A 19,420-nucleotide genomic window follows, 5' to 3' on the forward strand; every position below is an offset into this window, starting at 1 on the left:
CTTTTTCTTGCCCGGCTGTTGCTTAGACGTTGAAGCGGAAGTGCATCACGTCGCCGTCCTTGACGATGTAATCCTTGCCTTCCAGACGCCATTTGCCGGCTTCTTTGGCGCCGGCTTCGCCTTTGTACTGGATGAAGTCGTTGTAGGCGATGACTTCGGCGCGGATGAAGCCTTTTTCGAAGTCGGTGTGGATCACGCCAGCGGCCTGTGGTGCGGTGGCACCGACCTTGACGGTCCAGGCGCGGACTTCTTCGACACCGGCGGTGAAGTAGGTCTGCAGGTGGAGCATTTCGTAGCCGGCGCGGATCACGCGGTTCAGGCCAGGTTCTTCCAGGCCCAGAGCCTCGAGGAACATGTCCTTCTCTTCGCCGTCGTCGAGCTCGGCGATTTCCGCTTCGATCTTGTTGCACACCGGAACGACCATGGCGCCTTCTTCTTCGGCGATGGCCTTGACCACGTCCAGGTGCGGGTTGTTCTCGAAACCGTCTTCAGCAACGTTGGCGATGTACATGACCGGCTTGGTGGTCAGCAGGTGGAAGCCCTTGATCACGGCTTTCTCATCCGCGCTCATGTTCTTCATCAGGCTGCGCGCCGGTTTGGCTTCGGTGAAGTGCGCGATCAGTTGCTCAAGCAGAGCCTTCTGAACCACGGCGTCCTTGTCACCGCCCTTGGCGTTGCGCGCGACTTTCTGCAGTTGCTTCTCGCAGCTGTCGAGGTCGGCAAAGATCAGTTCCAGGTCGATGATTTCGATGTCGCGTTTCGGGTCGACGCTGTTGGACACGTGGATCACGTTGTCGTCTTCGAAGCAGCGCACCACGTGAGCGATAGCGTCGGTTTCGCGGATGTTGGCCAGGAACTTGTTGCCCAGGCCTTCACCTTTCGAGGCGCCGGCGACGAGGCCGGCGATGTCGACGAATTCCATGGTGGTCGGCAGGATGCGCTTGGGATTGACGATGGCCGCCAGCGCTTCCAGACGTGGATCAGGCATCGGCACGATGCCGCTGTTCGGCTCGATGGTGCAGAAGGGGAAGTTCTCCGCCGCGATACCGGATTTGGTCAGGGCGTTGAACAGGGTGGACTTGCCGACGTTAGGCAGGCCGACGATGCCGCAATTGAATCCCATGGTGTTTCCCCTCGGGTAAAAGTCAGGCCTTCTGGCTGTGCAGGTTTTTCATCGCGCGGTTCCATTCCCCGGCGAGGATATCCGGCAGCACGCCGAGGGCAAAGTCGATGCTGGCATCGAGTTTTTCCTGTTCGGCGCGTGGCGCACGACCCAGGACGAAATTTGAAACCATACTGGCAACGCCCGGGTGGCCGATGCCAAGCCGCAGGCGGTAGAACGTATTCTGATTGCCCAGTTGCGCAATGATGTCGCGCAACCCGTTGTGACCGCCATGGCCGCCGCCCTGCTTGAGCTTGGCAACGCCCGGAGGCAAGTCGAGTTCGTCATGCGCCACGAGGATTTCTTCAGGCTTGATGCGGAAGAAACCGGCGAGTGCCGCCACGGCCTGGCCGCTGCGGTTCATGTAAGTGGTGGGAATCAGCAGACGAACATCCTGACCCTGATGCGAGTAGCGCCCGGTCAGGCCGAAATATTTGCGATCGGCCACAAGATTCACATTCTGTGCGTGGGCGATGCGCTCAACAAAAAGGGCCCCTGCGTTATGCCGGGTCTGTTCGTATTCAGCGCCTGGATTTCCCAGGCCAACGATCAGTTTGATGGCAGTCACGATAGGGGCCCTTCCTTGGAGTGGTGGATAACATCGCCGCGATCAGGGAAAGCGGCGAAAGTGGACGAAAAATGCTCATTTACCATGGATGTAAACTCCGCGTTCTCGCCCGCTTTCTCGCTACGTTCCAGTCCGCGATGTTACTTGCTCACTCCGGCATGACAGAGTGAATTACTCTGCTGCGCCTTCTTCGGTAGGTTCTGCAGCTACACGTGGAGCGTGGACGTTGGCAACAGCCTTGTCATCGCCGTGTGCCAGAGCAACGAACTCAACACCTTTAGGAGCTTTGAGGTCCGACAGGTGAATGATGGTGCCGATTTCTGCTTTCGACAGGTCGACTTCGATGAACTCAGGCAGATCTTTTGGCAGGCAGGAAACTTCGATCTCGGCAACAACGTGCGAAACTTCGCCGCCTTTCTTGACTGGAGCTTCTTCGCCAACAAAGTGCACAGGCACGATGGCGGTCAGCTTCTGGCCGGCAACAACGCGTACGAAGTCAGCGTGCATCACGTGGCCTTTGGCCGGGTGACGCTGCAGAGCCTTGATGATGACGTTCTGCTTGGTGCCACCAACGTTCAGCTCGATGATGTGGCTGTAAGCCGCTTCGTTTTCGAGCAGTTTGGCAACTTCTTTGGCCAGCATGCTGATGGATTCAGGGGCTTTGTCGCCACCGTAAACAACAGCTGGAACCAGAGCGGCGAGACGACGCAGGCGGCGGCTCGCACCTTTCCCCAGGTCGGAACGCACTTCAGCATTCAGAGTAAAATCGTTCATTCTGTATCTCCAAAATAGCCATGACCGAGTGGCGTTTGCGACCAGCGCCGAACACGGTATGGGCAAAAAAGCCCCGCCCCGACAGGAATGCCGGGGCGGGGCGCTTTTCGTCAACGAGACATTTCGCGAAGGGCAGGGCCCTTAACGGAACATCGCGCTGATCGATTCTTCATTGCTGATGCGGCGAACCGCTTCGGCAACAACCGGTGCGATATCCAGTTGACGGATACGTGCACAGGCTTGTGCTGCAGCGGACAGCGGAATGGTGTTCGTCACCACCAGCTCGTCCAGCACGGAATTTTCGATATTCTCAATGGCCCGGCCCGACAGCACAGGGTGTGTGCAGTAGGCAAAGACCTTGGCTGCGCCATGCTCTTTCAGGGCCTTGGCCGCGTGGCACAGGGTGCCGGCGGTATCGACCATGTCATCGACGAGAATACAGGTACGCCCTTCGACATCACCGATGATATGCATCACTTCAGAGTGATTGGCTTTCTCACGGCGTTTGTCGATGATCCCGAGATCGACGCCCAGCGACTTGGCAACAGCCCGTGCACGCACGACGCCACCAATGTCAGGGGACACGATCATCAGGTTTTCGAAGCGCTGATCTTCGATGTCATCCACCAGAACCGGGGAGCCGTAGATGTTATCTACCGGAATATCGAAGAAGCCCTGAATCTGGTCAGCATGCAGATCAACCGTGAGAACACGGTCGATGCCGACTACGGTAAGCATGTCAGCAACGACTTTCGCGCTGATAGCCACACGTGCGGAACGCGGACGGCGATCCTGACGGGCATAACCAAAATAAGGAATAACAGCAGTGATACGAGTAGCCGAGGAGCGGCGGAAGGCGTCAGCCATCACTACCAGTTCCATCAGGTTATCGTTGGTCGGAGCGCAGGTCGGCTGAATAATGAAGACGTCTTTACCGCGAACGTTTTCATTGATCTCGGCTGTGATTTCGCCGTCGGAAAACTTGCCGACAGAGATGTCACCGAGAGGGATATGCAGCTGACGTACGACACGCCGAGCCAGATCGGGGTTGGCATTCCCCGTAAAGACCATCATCTTGGACACGCGCAGTACCTAGAGGCTGAGGGTAACCTGGATGAGTAGAGAAAATGGCAGGGGCGGCTGGATTCGAACCAACGCATGGCAGGATCAAAACCTGCTGCCTTACCGCTTGGCGACGCCCCTGTATCTGTTGCTTTCAAGTGCCGGGCACTTGATTCCTTTAGAGCAGACTTTGCAGCTTGCGATGCAACATCGAAACGTTGCTTCCTTTCGCTACAAACCCTGTAAGGGTCTCTGTCAGAAGGGCCGAGACTTTATCAGCTTCAGCTTTGCTTGGGAAGCCCCCAAACACACAACTTCCAGTTCCGGTGAGCTTTGCTTCGGTAAATTTACCTAACAAATCCAATGCGTTACGTACCTCTGGATAACGCCTTGCTACCACCGGCAAGCAGTCATTTCGACTGTTTCCCTCGGGAACGGGGCGCACTTTAATGGGCGGTGTGTTACGTGTCAACAAAGGATCGGAAAAAATTTCTGCCGTACTAACAGCGACTTGCGGCACGAGCACCAGATACCACGGTTCTTCGGGTTCGACCGGGGTCAGTTTCTCGCCGACGCCCTCGGCAAATGCTGCATGGCCACGGACGAACACCGGTACGTCGGCACCGAGTGACAGGCCCAGTTCCGCCAGGCGATCTTCATCCCAGCCCAGTTGCCACAAATGGTTTAGCCCGAGCAGGGTCGTCGCCGCATTCGAGCTGCCGCCGCCAATGCCGCCGCCCATGGGCAGGACTTTGTCGATCCAGATGTCGATGCCGAGCGCGCAGGCGGATTGTTGCTGCAACATTTTCGCTGCGCGCACGATCAGGTTGCTGTCGTGGGGCACGCCGGCGAACTCGGTGTGCAGTTGAATCACGCCGTCATCGCGCACGGCGAAAGTGATTTCATCGCCGTAATCGAGGAACTGAAACAGCGTCTGCAATTCGTGATAACCGTCTTCACGGCGACCGAGAATGTGCAGCATCAAGTTGAGTTTGGCCGGCGAGGGCAGGGTCAGGCGTGCAGCGGTCATGCTTTATCGCCCCAGCTTGCGCGGTTGCCAGGTCTTGATCACCAGCGTCACGTCGAGGTCGGTGCCGTGCAGCTTGATGCGCTCGGGCAGCCAGTAACCATTCTGTTCGGTGTAGGCGGTGTATTCGACTTTCCAGCCGTCCTGCTCAAGGCTGGCCAGACGACTGTCGGCGTCCAGGTTCAAGCGACTCTTGCTTTCCGGCGCGGGCAGGCCACGAACCCACCAAGCCAGATTGGATACCGGCAATTTCCAGCCCAGCTGTTCTTCGAGCAGGGCTTCAGGAGATTGCGATTCGTAGCGGCCCTGGTTGGCGACTTCCAGTGATACTTTGCCCGGACGCCCCGTCAGCCGTGCCGCACCACGACCCAGCGGGCCGGACAGGCGAATGTCGTAGTAATCCTGACGTTGCAGCCAGAACAGCGTGCCGCTGCCGGAATCCTTCGGCGCGCGGATGCCGATCTTGCCGTCGATCTGCCAGCCATCGAGGCCGGTCAGTTGCTGTTTGTTTGCCGCCCACTGGGCCGGGCTGCCGTGGCCCTCGACCGATTCGCGAGTGCCGAACCCCGAGCAGCCGGCGAGCAGGGCGATGAAGCTGAAAACAATAACGTGGCGCAAAAGCATGGTTTAAAGATTCTCGGATCCGGTCAGGCGCTTGATGGTGCTGCGCAGAATGGTGCTGTCGGGCTGATCCTTGAGGAACTTGCCCCACACTTGTTTGGCTTCGCGTTGATTGCCCTTGGCCCAGAGGACTTCGCCAAGGTGCGCGGCGACTTCGTGGTCGGGGAAACGCTCAAGCGCCTGGCGCAGGTATTTCTCCGCATCGTCCAGATTGCCCAGGCGATAGTTCACCCAGCCGAGGCTGTCGAGTACCGCCGGGTCTTCCGGATTGATCTGGTGCGCCTGCTCGATCAGCGTTTTCGCTTCAGCGTAGCGGGTGGTGCGATCGGACAAGGTGTAGCCCAGCGCATTCAGCGCCATGGCGTTGTCCGGGTCGCGCTTGATGATCAGGCGCAGGTCTTTTTCCATCTGCGCCAGATCATTGCGTTTCTCCGCGAGCATGGCGCGGGTGTAAAGCAGATTGAGATCGTCCGGATACTTCTGCAGCGCTTGTTGCAGAACCTTCCAGGCCTTGTCGTCCTGTTTGTTGGCCGAGAGGCTTTCCGATTCGATCAGATACAGCTGGATCGCGTAATCGGGCTGCTCGTCACGCTCGGCCGCCAGTTTGCTCTGCGCTTCGGCGGTTTTGCCGTTGCTCATCAGGATATCGGCCTGACGCAGCTGTGCCGGCAGATAGTCATTGCCCGGACCGACCTGAGCGTATTCGATGAGCGCGCCTTGTGGGTCATTGCGCTCTTCGGCAATCCGGCCGAGATTCAGATGCGCTGAATCGACGTGGCTTTCGCGAGCGATCAGGTCTTCCAGATAACCTTTGGCCTCATCCCACGCCTTGGCTTCCAGGCACACCAGCGCCAGCGAATAACGCAGTTCATCGTCTTCCGGGTATTGCTGAACGAGGGTGGAGAATTCGGCCTTGGCGTCGTCCATGCGGTCCTGTTCGACGAGCATGCGCGCGTAAGTCAGGCGCAGGCGCTTGTCTTCCGGGTATTTTCTGATGCTTTTCTGTAACAGCGGCAGCGCTTCGTCGCCACGGTTGAGCAACTGAAGCAGGCGCGCACGCAGCAGGATCGGTGCGATTTCGCCGTCTTCCGGCGGATTGTCTTCAAGCAGAGTAAGCGCACCTTGATTGTCGCCGTCCTGCTGCAACAGCAGGGCCTTGCCGAAAATCAGCTGATTGTTGTTCGGGTGGCGCTCAAGCAAACGGTCGAAGCTTTTCATCAGACCGTTGCGGGTTTCCTGATCGGTGTCGGCCGCCGACAACGCAAGGAAATCGAAATGGGTGTCGCCCTTGCCCTGCAGGACTTTCTCCATGTAGACCATGGAGTCGTCGTAGCGCCCGGCGCGAGCCAGTTGCACGGCAGCGGCGCGTTGCGCTTCGAGATCGTCCGGAGCGTTGCGGGCCCAGATCAGCGCGGTGTCGAGGGCCGGTTGATCGGCGCCCAGATATTCGGCGATGCGGAAAGCCCGCTCGGAGACGCCCGGATCCTGGGTGTTGATGGCCTGGGTCACGTAATTGTCCAGGGCAATGTCGAAACGATTGCGCTGGCCGGCGAGTTCGGCGCTCAGCAGACTGAACACGGTTTCCTCGCTGAATGAGCCGTAAACCTTGGGCTTTTCAGGTGCGGGCGTGGTGTCTTCGACCGGCGGGGTGCCGTCCGGCGCAACGGGCGCCATGGCCTGGCAGCCGCTGAGGAAGACAAAAGCGAGGAGCAACGCGGAAGATCTATTCATATAGGAAGAGGACGACTAACCTGCGGTCGGATCATCATGACACAAGCCTTCGGCCAAACATAACCGAGACTCAATTGTGGCCATTATAGGGGCTGACGATTGGGACAATAGTCAGCGGTAGTTGTTCTGAATCTTTCGAAGTAGGACAATTGCCGGCTTCACGTCACCACCAGCGACCTTGAATGGCCTTCCTTGCACTCGGTATTAACCACAAGACTGCTTCAGTAGACGTCCGCGAGCGCGTGGCCTTTACCCCTGAGCAGTTGGTGGAGGCCTTGCAGCAGCTCTGCCGGCTGACCGACAGCCGCGAAGCCGCGATCCTCTCCACCTGCAATCGCAGTGAGCTTTATATAGAACAGGATCAGCTGTCGGCCGATGTCGTGCTGCGCTGGCTGGCCGATTATCACCATCTGAGCCTGGACGAGCTGCGCGCCAGTGCCTATGTGCATGAAGACGATGCGGCTGTTCGTCACATGATGCGCGTCGCTTCCGGGCTCGACTCGCTGGTGCTGGGCGAACCGCAGATTCTCGGTCAGATGAAATCGGCCTACGCCGTGGCCCGCGAGGCCGGCACCATCGGTCCGCTGCTGGGGCGGTTGTTCCAGGCGACGTTCAATGCCGCCAAGCAAGTGCGTACCGATACCGCGATTGGCGAGAACCCGGTGTCGGTGGCGTTTGCCGCAGTGAGCCTGGCGAAACAGATTTTCAGCGATCTGCAACGCAGCCAGGCGCTGCTGATCGGTGCCGGCGAGACGATTACGCTGGTCGCGCGCCATTTGCATGAGCTGGGGGTCAAGCGCATCGTCGTCGCCAACCGCACGCTGGAGCGCGCCAGTCAACTGGCCGAACAGTTCGGCGCCCACGCGGTGCTGCTCTCGGACATTCCGGCGGAGCTGGTGCGCAGCGACATCGTCATCAGTTCGACCGCCAGTCAGCTGCCGATCCTCGGCAAGGGCGCGGTGGAAAGTGCGCTGAAGCTGCGCAAGCACAAGCCGATCTTCATGGTCGACATTGCCGTACCGCGGGATATCGAACCGGAAGTCGGCGAGCTCGACGACGTTTATCTGTACAGCGTCGACGATCTCCACGAAGTGGTCGCCGAGAACCTCAAGAGCCGCCAGGGCGCTGCGCAAGCGGCGGAGGAGATGGTCTCGGTCGGCGCCGACGATTTCATGGTGCGCTTGCGCGAACTGGCGGCAGTCGATGTGCTCAAGGCCTATCGTCAACAGATCGAGCGCTTGCGTGACGAGGAATTGCAAAAAGCCCTGCGTCTGCTGGCCAACGGCGGCAACGCCGAAGACGTTCTCGGGCAACTGGCCCGTGGCCTGACCAACAAACTCTTGCATGCGCCCAGCGTGCAGTTGAAAAAGCTGTCTGCCGAAGGCCGCCTCGATGCGCTGGCCATGGCCCAGGAACTCTTTGCCCTTGAGGGCTCACCGGATAGTTTTTCGGATAAAAAACCGCAATGAAAGCGTCACTGCTCAACAAGCTGGACATTCTCCAGGACCGTTTCGAGGAACTGACCGCGCTGCTCGGCGACGGTGAAGTCATTGCCGATCAGGCCAAATTCCGCGCCTATTCCAAGGAGTACGCCGAACTCGAACCGGTAGTGGCCGCCTATAAAAAGCTGCTCGGCGTACAAAGCGATCTTGAAGGCGCGCAGGCGCTGCTCAAGGACAACGACCCGGACATGCGCGAAATGGCCGTGGAAGAAGTTCGCGAAGCCAAGGAGTTGCTGGTCACGCTGGAATCCGATCTGCAGCGCATGCTGCTGCCTAAAGATCCGAATGACGGGCGCAACGTCTTCCTCGAAATTCGCGCCGGCACCGGTGGCGACGAGGCGGCGATCTTCTCCGGCGACCTCTTCCGCATGTACTCGCGTTATGCCGAGCGGCGTGGCTGGCGCGTCGAGATCCTCTCGGAAAACGAAGGCGAACACGGTGGCTATAAAGAAGTCATCGCGCGCATTGAAGGCGACAACGTTTACGGCAAGTTGAAATTCGAGTCCGGCGCACACCGCGTCCAGCGCGTACCGGCCACCGAATCCCAGGGCCGGATCCACACCTCGGCCTGCACCGTGGCGGTATTGCCCGAGCCGGACGAGCGCGAAGCCATCGAGATCAACCCGGCGGATCTGCGTGTCGACACTTACCGTTCCTCCGGGGCCGGTGGTCAGCACGTCAACACCACCGACTCGGCGATCCGCATTACCCACATCCCGACCGGCACCGTCGTCGAGTGTCAGGAAGAACGCTCCCAGCACAAGAACCGTGCCCGGGCGATGGCGTGGCTGTCGGCAAAACTCAACGATCAGCAGAACGCAGCGGCAGCCAACGCGATTGCCAGTGAGCGCAAGTTGCTGGTCGGCTCCGGCGATCGTTCCGAGCGTATCCGCACCTACAATTACGCCCAGGGCCGGGTCACCGACCATCGCGTCAACCTGACCCTGTATTCCCTGGATGAAATTCTCGCCGGTGGCGTCGAAGCCGTGATCGAGCCGCTGCTCGCCGAATATCAGGCTGACCAACTCGCAGCGATAGGTGAATAAATGACCATCATCGCCAGCCTGTTGCGCGCTGCCGAGTTGCCGGACTCGCCGACTGCGCGTCTGGACGCTGAATTGCTCCTGGCCGCCGCATTGGGCAAGTCGCGCAGCTTCCTGCACACCTGGCCCGAGCGCATCGTGCCGAGCGAGGCTGCGCTGACCTTTGCCGAATATCTGCAACGCCGCCGCAGTGGCGAGCCGGTGGCCTACATTCTCGGCCAGCAGGGCTTCTGGAAGCTGGATCTGGAAGTCGCGCCGCACACGCTGATTCCGCGTCCTGACACCGAATTGCTGGTGGAGGCAGCCCTTGAGCTGCTGCCGGCAACTCCGGCCAAGGTTCTTGATCTGGGCACCGGCAGTGGCGCGATTGCTTTGGCCTTGGCCAGCGAACGGCCGGCGTGGAAAGTCACCGCCGTGGATCGTGTGCTTGAAGCCGTGGCCCTGGCCGAACGCAATCGCCAGCGTCTGCACCTGAACAACGCTACGGTGCTGAACAGCCATTGGTTCAGCGCACTTGCAGGCCAGCGCTTTCAACTGATCATCAGCAACCCGCCGTACATTGCCGCCGCCGATCCGCATCTGGTCGAGGGCGATGTACGCTTCGAACCGGCCAGTGCGCTGGTCGCCGGTGAAGATGGCCTCGATGATCTGCGCCTGATTGTTGCGCAGGCGCCGGATCATCTTGAAACCGGCGGCTGGCTGATGCTCGAACACGGCTATGATCAGGCCGAAGCCGTGCGTGATCTGCTGCTTACCCGTGGCTTTGAAGAAGTCCACAGCCGCACCGATCTGGGCGGCCATCAACGCATCAGTCTGGGGCGCCTGCCGTGCTGAATGATCAGGAATTGCTGCGCTACAGCCGGCAGATTCTGCTGCAACACATCGACATCGACGGGCAGCTGAAGCTCAAAGGCAGCCGCGTGCTGATCGTCGGCCTCGGCGGCCTCGGCGCACCGGTGGCGTTATATCTGGCAGCGGCGGGCGTCGGCGAATTGCATCTGGCGGATTTCGACACGGTCGATCTGACCAATCTGCAACGGCAGATCATTCACGACACCGACAGTGTCGGCATGTCCAAGGTCGACTCGGCGCTCAAGCGCCTGGGCGCGATCAATCCCGAGATTCAACTGGTCGCCCATCGTCAGGCGCTGGACGCCGATTCTCTCGCCGCAGCGGTGGCGGCGGTGGATCTGGTGCTCGATTGCTCGGACAATTTCTCTACCCGTGAGGCGGTCAATGCCGCCTGTGTTGCCGCGTGCAAGCCGCTGGTCAGTGGCGCGGCAATTCGTCTGGAAGGGCAATTGTCGGTGTTCGATCCTCGGCGTGCCGAGAGCCCTTGCTACCACTGCCTGTACGGTCACGGCAGTGAAGCCGAACTGACCTGCAGCGAGGCCGGCGTGGTCGGGCCATTGGTCGGTCTGGTTGGCAGCTTGCAGGCGCTGGAAGCGTTGAAGGTGCTGGTCGGCTTTGGTGAACCATTGGTGGGGCGACTGTTGTTGATCGATGCCTTGGGCTCGCGATTCCGTGAGCTTCGCGTCAAGCGCGATCCGGGCTGCAGCGTCTGTGGCGCCCGCCATGCGTGAAGCGCCGATCGGCGTGTTCGATTCCGGGGTCGGCGGCTTGTCGGTCCTCGGCGAAATCCAGCGCTTGCTGCCCAACGAATCGCTGCTTTATGTCGCCGATTGCGGGAACATTCCTTACGGCGAGAAAACCCCGGAATTCATCCGCGAGCGTTGCAGCGTGATGGCCGGGTTTTTTCGCGAGCAGGGGGCCAAAGCTTTGGTGCTGGCGTGCAATACCGCGACCGTGGCGGGGGTTGCCGATCTGCGTCGCGATTTCCCCGACTGGCCGATTGTCGGCATGGAACCGGCGGTCAAACCGGCCGCAGCGGCCACACGAAGCGGCGTGGTTGGCGTCCTGGCCACGACCGGCACATTGCAGAGCGCGAAGTTTGCCGCGTTGCTCGATCGCTTCGCGGCTGACATAAAAGTCATCACCCAGCCCTGTCCGGGACTGGTCGAACTGATCGAAACGGGTGATCTGCACAGCGCCGAATTACGCACTTTATTGCAAGGTTACGTCGCTCCATTGCTGGCGCAAAACTGCGACACGATCATTCTTGGCTGTACCCATTATCCCTTCCTCAAGCCGCTACTCAGGTCGATGATCGCCGACGATGTCAGCCTGATCGATACCGGAGATGCCGTGGCCCGGCAGTTGCAACGCTTGCTCGCCGAGCGTGATCTGCTGGCGCAACGTCCGAGCCAGCCGGTGAAGTTCTGGACCAGCGGCGATCCGCAATCTCTCAGAAAAATCCTACCGTTGCTGGGCCAAACTGCGTCGAATGTGCAAAACTTCGACTTGTAAAAAAAATGTGAAATAACTAAAAAAACGCTGAACTTCTGACCAAGCGCGGATTTCTATAGCGACAGCAGCAACTAAAAACCAAACGATCGTTCCGGAAAAGGAAGTTTCAAAGTGAAGCGACTATTCTGCTTGGCCGCGATTGCGGCCGCACTGATGGGGCAAAGCATTACTGCACAAGCCGCTGGCGTTGAATTCGCCGTCGGCGGTACCAGCGATTCGACAATGACGTATCGCTTAGGCATGAATTTCGACTGGGACAAGAGCTGGCTGCAGAGCGACGTGGGTCGCCTGACCGGCTACTGGAGCGGTGCCTACACGTACTGGGAAGGTGACAAGACTTCCAGCAACAACAGCCTGTCGTTCTCGCCTGTATTCGTTTACGAGTTTGCCGGTCAGTCGGTCAAGCCATACGTGGAAGCGGGTATCGGCGTGGCGTTCTTCTCCAACACCGAATACGAAAGCAACAACCTGGGCGGCTCCTTCCAGTTTGAAGACCGCATCGGTGTCGGCCTGCGTTTCAACGGCGGCCACGAAGTCGGCATCCGCGCCACGCACTACTCCAACGCCGGCCTGTCCAGCGACAACGATGGTGTAGAAAGCTACGCGCTGCATTACACAATGCCGCTGTAATCCGCCTACGCGGAACCAACGTGGGAGCGAGCCTGCTCGCGAAAGCAGAGTGTCAGTCAATTCAAATGGTGGCTGACACACCGCCTTCGCGAGCAGGCTCGCTCCCACAGTTGTTTCTGCGCCGTCAAAGAAATCAGCGGTAGGCTGTAGCAATTCCCCGGCGCTCTTCGATGCACTCCGGCGCGCCCATTTCAAACTCGCGGCAAATCAGCGGGCGTCGTTCATAGATCGTGCACATCATGCTGTCGCGATCCAGTGCCGCGCACCAGCCGTCGTCCAGACGCAGCATCACTTCGCCGCCCCATTCATCGGTATCGATAAAGCGATCAGGCACGCCGGTGTCGGTGATCAGCATCACTTCGAGCTGGCAGCAGCACGCCGCACAGGTCGAGCAGGTGACCGCCGGTTCGGCGATTTGTGTGTGAGGGATGGTTTTCATCGTGGCAGTGTAAGGCAGTGATCGCCGTGGGTGTGAAAGCGCTGACGGACGCTCACGGCGCCAGACGCCGCGCCATCAAATGCAACAGTGGGAACAAGCCTGCCCAGAGCAGCCCGATGACGATCAGCGTCGATACTTCGCCGTAAGGGAAATGCACGCCGGCCAGGCGTCCGCCACCGTAGTACGACAATGCCCCGCCCACCGCGCCAAGTGCGCTGGCCAGCCACCATGGCCGCGCGCTCCAGGCCAGGCAGTGGCGCAACGTGGTGGCGAGCAGTGCCCATAGCAGCATCAGCCACAACGGAATCAGCGGTGACGCGTCTGCAAAGCGGAACACGTCGAGGTAACGCAAGACGCTGTCCACCGCCGTGCCGACAATCACCACGCACAGAATCAAACGACCTTCTGCCGCCCAACTGCTGATCCAGCGCAGATGAATCACCAGCGCCGCCAGTGCCAGCAACAGCCATAAACTGTTGCCGCCGAGCACGCAGGCCAGCCAGCCGAGCTGAAACAGCACGGCATTGGCGATTCGCTCACGCATCGAAGCGCCCGAGCAGCGGCGCGGTCATCGCCGCCGGTTTGGCCAGCAGCAATTGCGCGGTGCCGATGGTGCGTTCGAGGAATCCGCCCTCGCAGTAGCACAGATAGAACTCCCACAAACGCAGGAAATAATCGTCGTAGCCCAGTTCGCTCAGGCGACTATGGGCGAGGCGAAAGTTCTCGTGCCACAGGCGCAGTGTCTTGGCGTAATGCAGGCCGAAATCTTCCATGTGCAGCAGGTTCATGTCGGTTTCGCGGCCGACCACATCGAGCATCTTGTGCACCGAGGGCAGGGCGCCGCCGGGGAAGATGTAGCGCTGGATGAAGTCGACGCTGCGCTTGGCCTGTTCGTAGCGTTGTTCGCGAATGGTGATCGCCTGGAGCAGCATCAGGCCGTTGCTTTTGAGCAACTGCGCGCATTGCTTGAAGTAGGTCGGCAGGAACCGATGGCCGACCGCCTCGATCATCTCGATCGATACCAGTTTGTCGTACTCGCCGCTGAGGTCGCGGTAGTCCTTGAGCAGCAGGGTGACGCGATCCTGCAAGCCGAGTTGTTCGATGCGCTTGGCAGTGAACGCGAACTGCTCTTTCGACAGCGTCGTGGTGGTCACGCGGCAACCGTAATGCTGTGCTGCGTAAAGGGCCATGCTGCCCCAACCGGTGCCGATTTCCAGCAGGTGGTCGCTGGGCTTGAGCGCGAGTTTCTGGCAGATGCGTTCAAGTTTGTTCAATTGCGCCTGTTCCAGGGTGTCGCTCGGCGAAAGGAACTGGGCGGCGGAATACATCATGGTCGGGTCGAGAAATTGTTCGAACAGTTCATTGCCGAGGTCGTAGTGCGCGGCGATGTTTTTCTGCGACCCCTTGCGCGTGTTGCGATTGAGCCAGTGCAGGCCTTGCACGAAGGGCCGGCCCAGACGCGCCAGGCCACCTTCCATGGCATCGAGTACATCGAGATTGCTGACGAACACGCGCACCACAGCAGTCAGGTCCGGCGAACTCCAATAGCCGTGGATGAATGCTTCGCCGGCGCCGATCGAGCCGCTACTGGCGACCATGCCCCACAGGGCGGGGTCGAGTACATGGACTTCGCCGAGCAGGGCGCTGCCCGGGGTGCCGAAAAGCATTTGTTCGCCATCCTCGACGACCATCAATTGTCCGTGTTTGAGCTGGGCCAATTGGCGCAACACGCCACGGCGCAGCAGCGAGCCGGTCAAACCGTTGGTGCTGAAGCGACCGAGCGGCAGGCTAGAGGATTTCATGGTGCGGCTCCTTCGGAGGCACAGTGGCGGTTTTAAAGCTGCCGTCGGCAGCCTGGTGAGGGAAGATCGGCGCGCGCTTGAGCAGCAGTCGCAGTGCTTGCCAATAAATCGCCAGAGCGGTTTTTGCGGTCATCCACGGGAAGCGCCGCAGATAGCGATGCAGGCTGCGACGATCGAGCGGTTCGCGGCGCAGATTGAGCGTGGCGTCGAACAGTTTCTCGCTGCCCTGCCAATCGGCCATGTGCACACCCAGGCTTTGCGCAGCGGGGCTGAAGCTCATGCGGTATTCGAGGTCGCGGGGCAGAAACGGCGAGACGTGAAACGCCTTGGCCACAGCGAAATGCTGATGGAAATCCACCAGGCTGGTCGGCGTCTGCGCCGGCAGCACATAGTGATAACGCTCGCGCCACGGCGTGTTGGTCACTTCACAAACGATCGCCGCCAGTTGCCCGTCGGCTTCATGGCAATAGAAGAAACTCACCGGATTGAACGACAACCCCCAACTGCGCGGCTGGGTCAGCAGGCACACCGCGCCTTGTGGCTCATGACCGATGGCTGCGCCGACCTGCTGGCGCACCGCGTCGATCAGGCGCATGCCCTTGCCGGTGAAGGCTTTCAGGTAATCGGTTTCGCGAAACGAGAACGGCGCAAAGCGGCTGCGCCCCGCCAGCGGCGACAAGGCCAGCACGGCATCCTGTTCGCTCAGGTCGAGATAGAGCAGGCCGATGCGGTAGCGGAATTCGTGGCGGCGCGGCGCAAAACGTCGGTGGCCGATGACGCCGCTGTACAGAGCGCTGTTCACAGGGTTTCACCGAACGCGGCGGCTACGCGCAGCCCGCTGACCACGCCATCTTCATGAAAACCGTTGGCCCAGTAGGCGCCGCAATAATGGGTGTGCTGCTCGCCATCGAGTTCGCCCCAGCGGTTTTGCGCGGCTGCGGCGGCCAAGGTGTATTGCGGGTGAGCGTAGGTGTAGCGGGCCAGTACCTTGTCCGGGCTGATGCCGGCGGTCTGGTTGAGGCTGACGCAGAACGTAGTGTCGCTTTCGATGCCCTGCAGGATGTTCATGTTGTAGGTGACCGCCGCGCGCGTATGGCCGGCGCCCCCGAGGCGATAATTCCAGCTGGCCCAGGCCAGTTTGCGCGTCGGCAGCAGGCGCGTGTCGGTGTGCAGCACGACATCGTTGTCGGCGTAGAGCAGGGCGCCGAGAATCGAGCGCTCGGCGTCGCTCGGGTTGGCCAGCAGGTTCAGCGCCTGATCGCTGTGACAGGCGAACACCACTTTGTCGAAATGTTCGAGGCCGGCCGGGCTGTGGATAACCACACCATGCTGATTGCGCTCGACGCGGCTGACCGGGCAGGTCAGGCGAATCCTGTCGCTGAACGAAGCGGTCAGCGGCGCGACGTAGGCACTGGAACCGCCTTCGATGACCTGCCACTGCGGCCGATCACTGACCGACAACAGGCCATGATTCTTGAAAAAACGCAGGAAGAATTGCAGCGGGAAATTGAGCATTTCCGCCATTGGCATCGACCAGATCGCCGCGCCCATCGGCACGATGTAGTGCAGGATGAAGCGCTCGCCGTAGCCGCCGGCCTTGAGGTAATCATCGAGCGTGGTATCGGCGGCGATGCGCAGTTCGATCAGGTCGCGCTGGGCTTCTTTGTTGAAGCGCAGAATGTCGCGCAGCATGCCCCAGAACCCCGGCGACAACAGATTGCTGCGCTGGGCGAACAGGCTGTTGAGATTGTTGCCGTTGTACTCCACGCCAGTGTCCGGGTCGGTTACCGAAAAGCTCATTTCGGTCGGTTTGAACGCCACGCCGAGCTGGTTGAGCAAGCGAATGAAGTTCGGGTAGGTCCAGTCGTTGAACACGATGAAACCGGTATCGATGGCGAACGATTGCCCGGCCACGCTGACCGGTACGGTGTGGGTGTGGCCGCCGACCCAGTCACTCGCTTCGAACACGGTGATGTCGTGGCGGCGGTTCAGCAGGTAGGCGCAGGTGAGCCCGGCGATACCGCTGCCAATTACGGCGATTTTCATATCGGGTCCCGCTGCGGTGGGTTCTTGCGCACCATGCGTTTGCCGATCGCCAGTTGCGCGCGAGCGGGCAGTTTCGACAGCGGCCACAGCGCGGCCATGAACAGCCCCGGGAAGGCAATTTCCAGCGGACGGTCCTTGAGTTTGGCGAAGATGTGCCGCGCCGCTTTATCTGCGGGCCAGCTCAGCGGCATCGGGAAATCGTTCCTCTCGGTCAGCGGCGTTTCGACAAAACCCGGGCTGATGATGGTGACTTCAATACCTTCATCCGCCAGATCGATGCGCAGCGATTCGAACAGGTAACGCAGCCCGGCCTTCGATGCGCCATAGGCTTCGGCCCGTGGCAGCGGCAGGTAAGTCACCGAGCTGGCCATGCCGACCAGATGCGGCGCGGTGCCTTTGCGCAACAGCGGCAGGGCGGCTTCGATGCAATAGCCGCTGGCGAGCAGATTGGTGCGCACCACGTGCTCGATGATCGACGAGTCGAACTGGCGCGCGTCGACATATTCACAGGTGCCGGCGTTGAGAATCACGCTGTCCAGCGAACCCCAGGCCTCGGTGATCTGCTCACCGATTTCGCGCACGGTCTGACTGTTGGTCAGATCGCCGGGCACCACCAGCACCTGGCCCGGATAACGCTGGGACAAGACCTTGAGCGGCGCGGCCGAGCGCGAGCTGACCGCCAGGTGCGCGCCGCTTTTCAGAATGTCCTCACACAAGGCTGCACCGATGCCACTGCTGGCCCCGGTCAACCAATACCGCCGTGGAGGTGTACGACTCATCCCATTCTCCTTTTCAGCCAGGCAATCACCCGGCCCAATATTGGCAAGTGTTCATATAGCAGCGCCCCGGCATCGAAATAATCCCGATGGCGATAAACCTTGTCGCGCCAGAGCAGGTGCGAGCAGCCACCGACCCTGATTTCCCGACCGTTGGCCAGGCGCGGATGGCGATAACTCATGACCCAGCGCAGGTAACCCTCACCTTCGCGGATCTGGTCAAAGCCGTGAAAATCGAAACGCAGATCGCTGACGTTGGCGTACAGCTCACTGAAGTAATCCCGCAGTTGTGCCAGGCCCTGAACTTCGTGCAGCGGATCGGTGAAATGAATGTCGTCGCTGTACAGCTCGCCGAGGCGATGCAGGTTGTCCTTGTTCAACCCGGAAAACTCGCGGGCGAAGCTGCGCAGGAATTCACTCATCGCTGCCGCCCACAGGCTGGCGCGACGGCAGGTTCTTGAACGCTGTCAGCGCACGCTCGCGTGAGGCGCTGAGGTTGACGATCGGGGCCGGATAATCGGCCACGCCGAACAGTCCTCCGGCTGCCGCCGGATTGTGCACTTCCTTCTTGTTGAGCCCGGCCAGTTCCGGCAACCAGTGCTTGATGAACACGCCTTCGGCATCGAATTTTTCCGACTGGCTCAACGGGTTGAAGATACGGAAGTACGGCGCCGAGTCGGTGCCGGTCGATGAGCTCCACTGCCAGCCACCGTTGTTGGCCGCCAGGTCGCCGTCGATCAGGTGGCGCATGAAAAAGCGTTCGCCCTCGCGCCAGTCGATCAGCAGGTTTTTGGTCAGGAACATCGCCACGACCATGCGCAGGCGATTGTGCATCCAGCCGGTTTCGAGCAATTGGCGCATCGCCGCGTCGATGATCGGCAGTCCAGTCCGAGCCTCCTGCCAGGCCTTGAGTTCTTCCGGCGCATCGCGCCAGGTCAGCGCCTCGGTTTCCGGGCGGAAGGCGCGATGCCGCGAGACGCGTGGATAGCCGACCAGAATGTGTTTATAGAACTCGCGCCACAGCAGCTCGTTGATCCAGGTCACTGCGCCGACCTTGCCGCTTTCGAACTCGCCCTGATTGCTTTGCAGTGCAGCGTGCAGGCACTGGCGTGGCGAGATCACCCCGGCGGCGAGGTACGCCGACAATTGGCTGGTGCCGGGTTTGGCCGGGAAGTCGCGTTCGCTGCGGTAGTAGTCGATCTGTGCATCGGTGAAGGTGTCGAGGCGGCGCCGCGCCTCTTGCTCGCCGGCCGGCCACAAGGCGCGCAGGGATTCACTCGGTGTGGCGAAGCCTTTGACCGCCTCGGGAATTGCGTCACTTTCGATATCCAGCGCGGCCTGTTTGCCCGGTGCCTTTACAAGTGCAGGCATCGAGCGATGCAGGCGCTCGTAGCAGACCTTGCGGAACTGACTGAACACCTGGAAATAGGTGCCGGTCTTGGTCAGGATCGTGCCGGGTTTGAACAGCAACTGATCCAGATAGCTGTGGAACTCGATGCCCTCGGCCCGCATCGTTTCGGCCACGGCTTCATCGCGGCGGCTTTCGTGAACGCCGTATTCCTCGTTGACGTGCACCGCCTTGATCTTCAATTGCCGGCACAGCTTAAGCAGTTCTGCTGGCGCCTGATCCCAGTGCGGCGCGCTGCGAATCAACAGCGGAATGTTCAGCGCGCCGAGGCTCTGGCTCAGTTCGCGCAAATTGCGTAGCCAGAAATCCACTTTGCACGGCGCATCGTCGTGCTCCAGCCATTGCTGCGGACTCAACAGATACACTGCCACAGTCGGGCCGCGCGCTGCGGCGGCCGCGAGGGCTGTGTTGTCATGTTGGCGCAAGTCGCTGCGCAGCCAGATCAGTTGCATGTGATTAAAC

Annotated in this window: 21 protein-coding genes and 1 tRNA gene; 6 read left to right on the forward strand and 16 right to left on the reverse strand. The window is 60.3% G+C overall.

Going from position 1 to position 19,420, the window contains the following annotated elements; genetic code table 11:
• Positions 1-22: 22 nt before the first annotated feature.
• From ychF to F8N49_RS08530, 8 genes are all read right to left on the reverse strand, one after another.
• Complete coding sequence (gene ychF / locus F8N49_RS08495) at positions 23-1,123, reverse strand: redox-regulated ATPase YchF (protein ID WP_016773202.1); 1,101 nt, start codon at positions 1,121-1,123, stop codon at positions 23-25.
• Between the two features lie 22 nt (positions 1,124-1,145).
• Positions 1,146-1,730, reverse strand: a complete 585-nt coding sequence (gene pth, locus F8N49_RS08500) for an aminoacyl-tRNA hydrolase (protein ID WP_016773203.1) — start codon at positions 1,728-1,730, stop codon at positions 1,146-1,148.
• 171 nt (positions 1,731-1,901) lie between these two features.
• On the reverse strand, positions 1,902-2,504 hold the full coding sequence (locus tag F8N49_RS08505) for a 50S ribosomal protein L25/general stress protein Ctc (protein ID WP_151551145.1): 603 nt from the start codon (positions 2,502-2,504) through the stop codon (positions 1,902-1,904).
• Positions 2,505-2,645: 141 nt separating this feature from the next.
• Complete coding sequence (locus F8N49_RS08510; protein ID WP_003171603.1) at positions 2,646-3,587, reverse strand: ribose-phosphate pyrophosphokinase; 942 nt, start codon at positions 3,585-3,587, stop codon at positions 2,646-2,648.
• Between the two features lie 45 nt (positions 3,588-3,632).
• Positions 3,633-3,707 (reverse strand) — tRNA-Gln (locus F8N49_RS08515).
• Between the two features lie 37 nt (positions 3,708-3,744).
• On the reverse strand, positions 3,745-4,596 hold the full coding sequence (gene ispE / locus F8N49_RS08520) for a 4-(cytidine 5'-diphospho)-2-C-methyl-D-erythritol kinase (RefSeq protein ID WP_122611794.1): 852 nt from the start codon (positions 4,594-4,596) through the stop codon (positions 3,745-3,747).
• Positions 4,597-4,599: 3 nt separating this feature from the next.
• Positions 4,600-5,217 carry a lipoprotein insertase outer membrane protein LolB gene (lolB, locus tag F8N49_RS08525; RefSeq protein ID WP_151551146.1) on the reverse strand — a complete coding sequence of 206 codons (618 nt, stop codon included), beginning with the start codon at positions 5,215-5,217 and terminating at the stop codon, positions 4,600-4,602.
• 3 nt (positions 5,218-5,220) lie between these two features.
• Positions 5,221-6,945 carry a tetratricopeptide repeat protein gene (locus tag F8N49_RS08530; protein ID WP_041480005.1) on the reverse strand — a complete coding sequence of 575 codons (1,725 nt, stop codon included), beginning with the start codon at positions 6,943-6,945 and terminating at the stop codon, positions 5,221-5,223.
• Positions 6,946-7,127: 182 nt separating this feature from the next.
• On the opposite strand from F8N49_RS08530, the gene hemA reads away from it, so the two are divergent.
• The 6 genes from hemA (at position 7,128) to F8N49_RS08560 (ending at position 12,487) form a co-directional block, all read left to right on the forward strand.
• Positions 7,128-8,414 carry a glutamyl-tRNA reductase gene (gene hemA / locus F8N49_RS08535; protein WP_151551147.1) on the forward strand — a complete coding sequence of 429 codons (1,287 nt, stop codon included), beginning with the start codon at positions 7,128-7,130 and terminating at the stop codon, positions 8,412-8,414.
• Complete coding sequence (gene prfA, locus F8N49_RS08540) at positions 8,411-9,493, forward strand: peptide chain release factor 1 (RefSeq protein WP_016773210.1); 1,083 nt, start codon at positions 8,411-8,413, stop codon at positions 9,491-9,493. Before hemA ends, prfA begins: the two co-directional genes overlap by 4 nt.
• Entirely contained in the window at positions 9,494-10,324 is an 831-nt protein-coding gene (gene prmC, locus F8N49_RS08545) for a peptide chain release factor N(5)-glutamine methyltransferase (RefSeq protein WP_041480004.1), read from the forward strand.
• Positions 10,318-11,073, forward strand: a complete 756-nt coding sequence (locus F8N49_RS08550) for a molybdopterin-synthase adenylyltransferase MoeB (RefSeq protein ID WP_151551148.1) — start codon at positions 10,318-10,320, stop codon at positions 11,071-11,073. The genes prmC and F8N49_RS08550 overlap by 7 nt, the downstream gene beginning before the upstream one ends.
• A complete protein-coding gene (gene murI / locus F8N49_RS08555) occupies positions 11,066-11,857 on the forward strand; it encodes a glutamate racemase (RefSeq protein WP_122747842.1) in 792 nt (263 codons plus the stop codon). The genes F8N49_RS08550 and murI overlap by 8 nt, the downstream gene beginning before the upstream one ends.
• Before the next feature lie 111 nt (positions 11,858-11,968).
• Positions 11,969-12,487, forward strand: coding sequence for an acyloxyacyl hydrolase (locus tag F8N49_RS08560; RefSeq protein WP_041480001.1), 519 nt, complete (start codon positions 11,969-11,971; stop codon positions 12,485-12,487).
• Positions 12,488-12,620: 133 nt separating this feature from the next.
• Here F8N49_RS08560 and F8N49_RS08565 read toward each other — a convergent pair whose 3' ends face one another.
• From F8N49_RS08565 to phrB, 8 genes are read right to left on the reverse strand one after another with little or no spacing between them, the layout of a single operon-like run.
• Positions 12,621-12,926, reverse strand: a complete 306-nt coding sequence (locus F8N49_RS08565; protein WP_024014290.1) for a YkgJ family cysteine cluster protein — start codon at positions 12,924-12,926, stop codon at positions 12,621-12,623.
• 52 nt (positions 12,927-12,978) lie between these two features.
• Positions 12,979-13,470, reverse strand: coding sequence for a DUF2878 domain-containing protein (locus F8N49_RS08570; protein WP_151551149.1), 492 nt, complete (start codon positions 13,468-13,470; stop codon positions 12,979-12,981).
• Positions 13,463-14,728 (reverse strand): cyclopropane-fatty-acyl-phospholipid synthase family protein, encoded by a 1,266-nt coding sequence (locus F8N49_RS08575; protein WP_122747840.1) that lies wholly within the window; start codon positions 14,726-14,728, stop codon positions 13,463-13,465. The genes F8N49_RS08570 and F8N49_RS08575 overlap by 8 nt, the downstream gene beginning before the upstream one ends.
• Positions 14,715-15,530, reverse strand: coding sequence for a DUF1365 domain-containing protein (locus F8N49_RS08580; protein WP_130928623.1), 816 nt, complete (start codon positions 15,528-15,530; stop codon positions 14,715-14,717). Before F8N49_RS08580 ends, F8N49_RS08575 begins: the two co-directional genes overlap by 14 nt.
• Positions 15,527-16,774 carry an NAD(P)/FAD-dependent oxidoreductase gene (locus tag F8N49_RS08585; protein WP_151551150.1) on the reverse strand — a complete coding sequence of 416 codons (1,248 nt, stop codon included), beginning with the start codon at positions 16,772-16,774 and terminating at the stop codon, positions 15,527-15,529. The genes F8N49_RS08580 and F8N49_RS08585 overlap by 4 nt, the downstream gene beginning before the upstream one ends.
• Positions 16,771-17,553, reverse strand: coding sequence for an SDR family oxidoreductase (locus F8N49_RS08590; protein WP_151551151.1), 783 nt, complete (start codon positions 17,551-17,553; stop codon positions 16,771-16,773). Before F8N49_RS08590 ends, F8N49_RS08585 begins: the two co-directional genes overlap by 4 nt.
• Entirely contained in the window at positions 17,550-17,972 is a 423-nt protein-coding gene (locus F8N49_RS08595; RefSeq protein WP_151551152.1) for a nuclear transport factor 2 family protein, read from the reverse strand. The genes F8N49_RS08590 and F8N49_RS08595 overlap by 4 nt, the downstream gene beginning before the upstream one ends.
• A complete protein-coding gene (gene phrB, locus F8N49_RS08600; protein WP_151551153.1) occupies positions 17,965-19,410 on the reverse strand; it encodes a deoxyribodipyrimidine photo-lyase in 1,446 nt (481 codons plus the stop codon). Before phrB ends, F8N49_RS08595 begins: the two co-directional genes overlap by 8 nt.
• Positions 19,411-19,420 lie beyond the last annotated feature (10 nt).

This window comes from Pseudomonas sp. GXM4 (genome assembly GCF_008923895.1).
Classification (GTDB): Bacteria; Pseudomonadota; Gammaproteobacteria; order Pseudomonadales; family Pseudomonadaceae; genus Aquipseudomonas; species Aquipseudomonas atacamensis.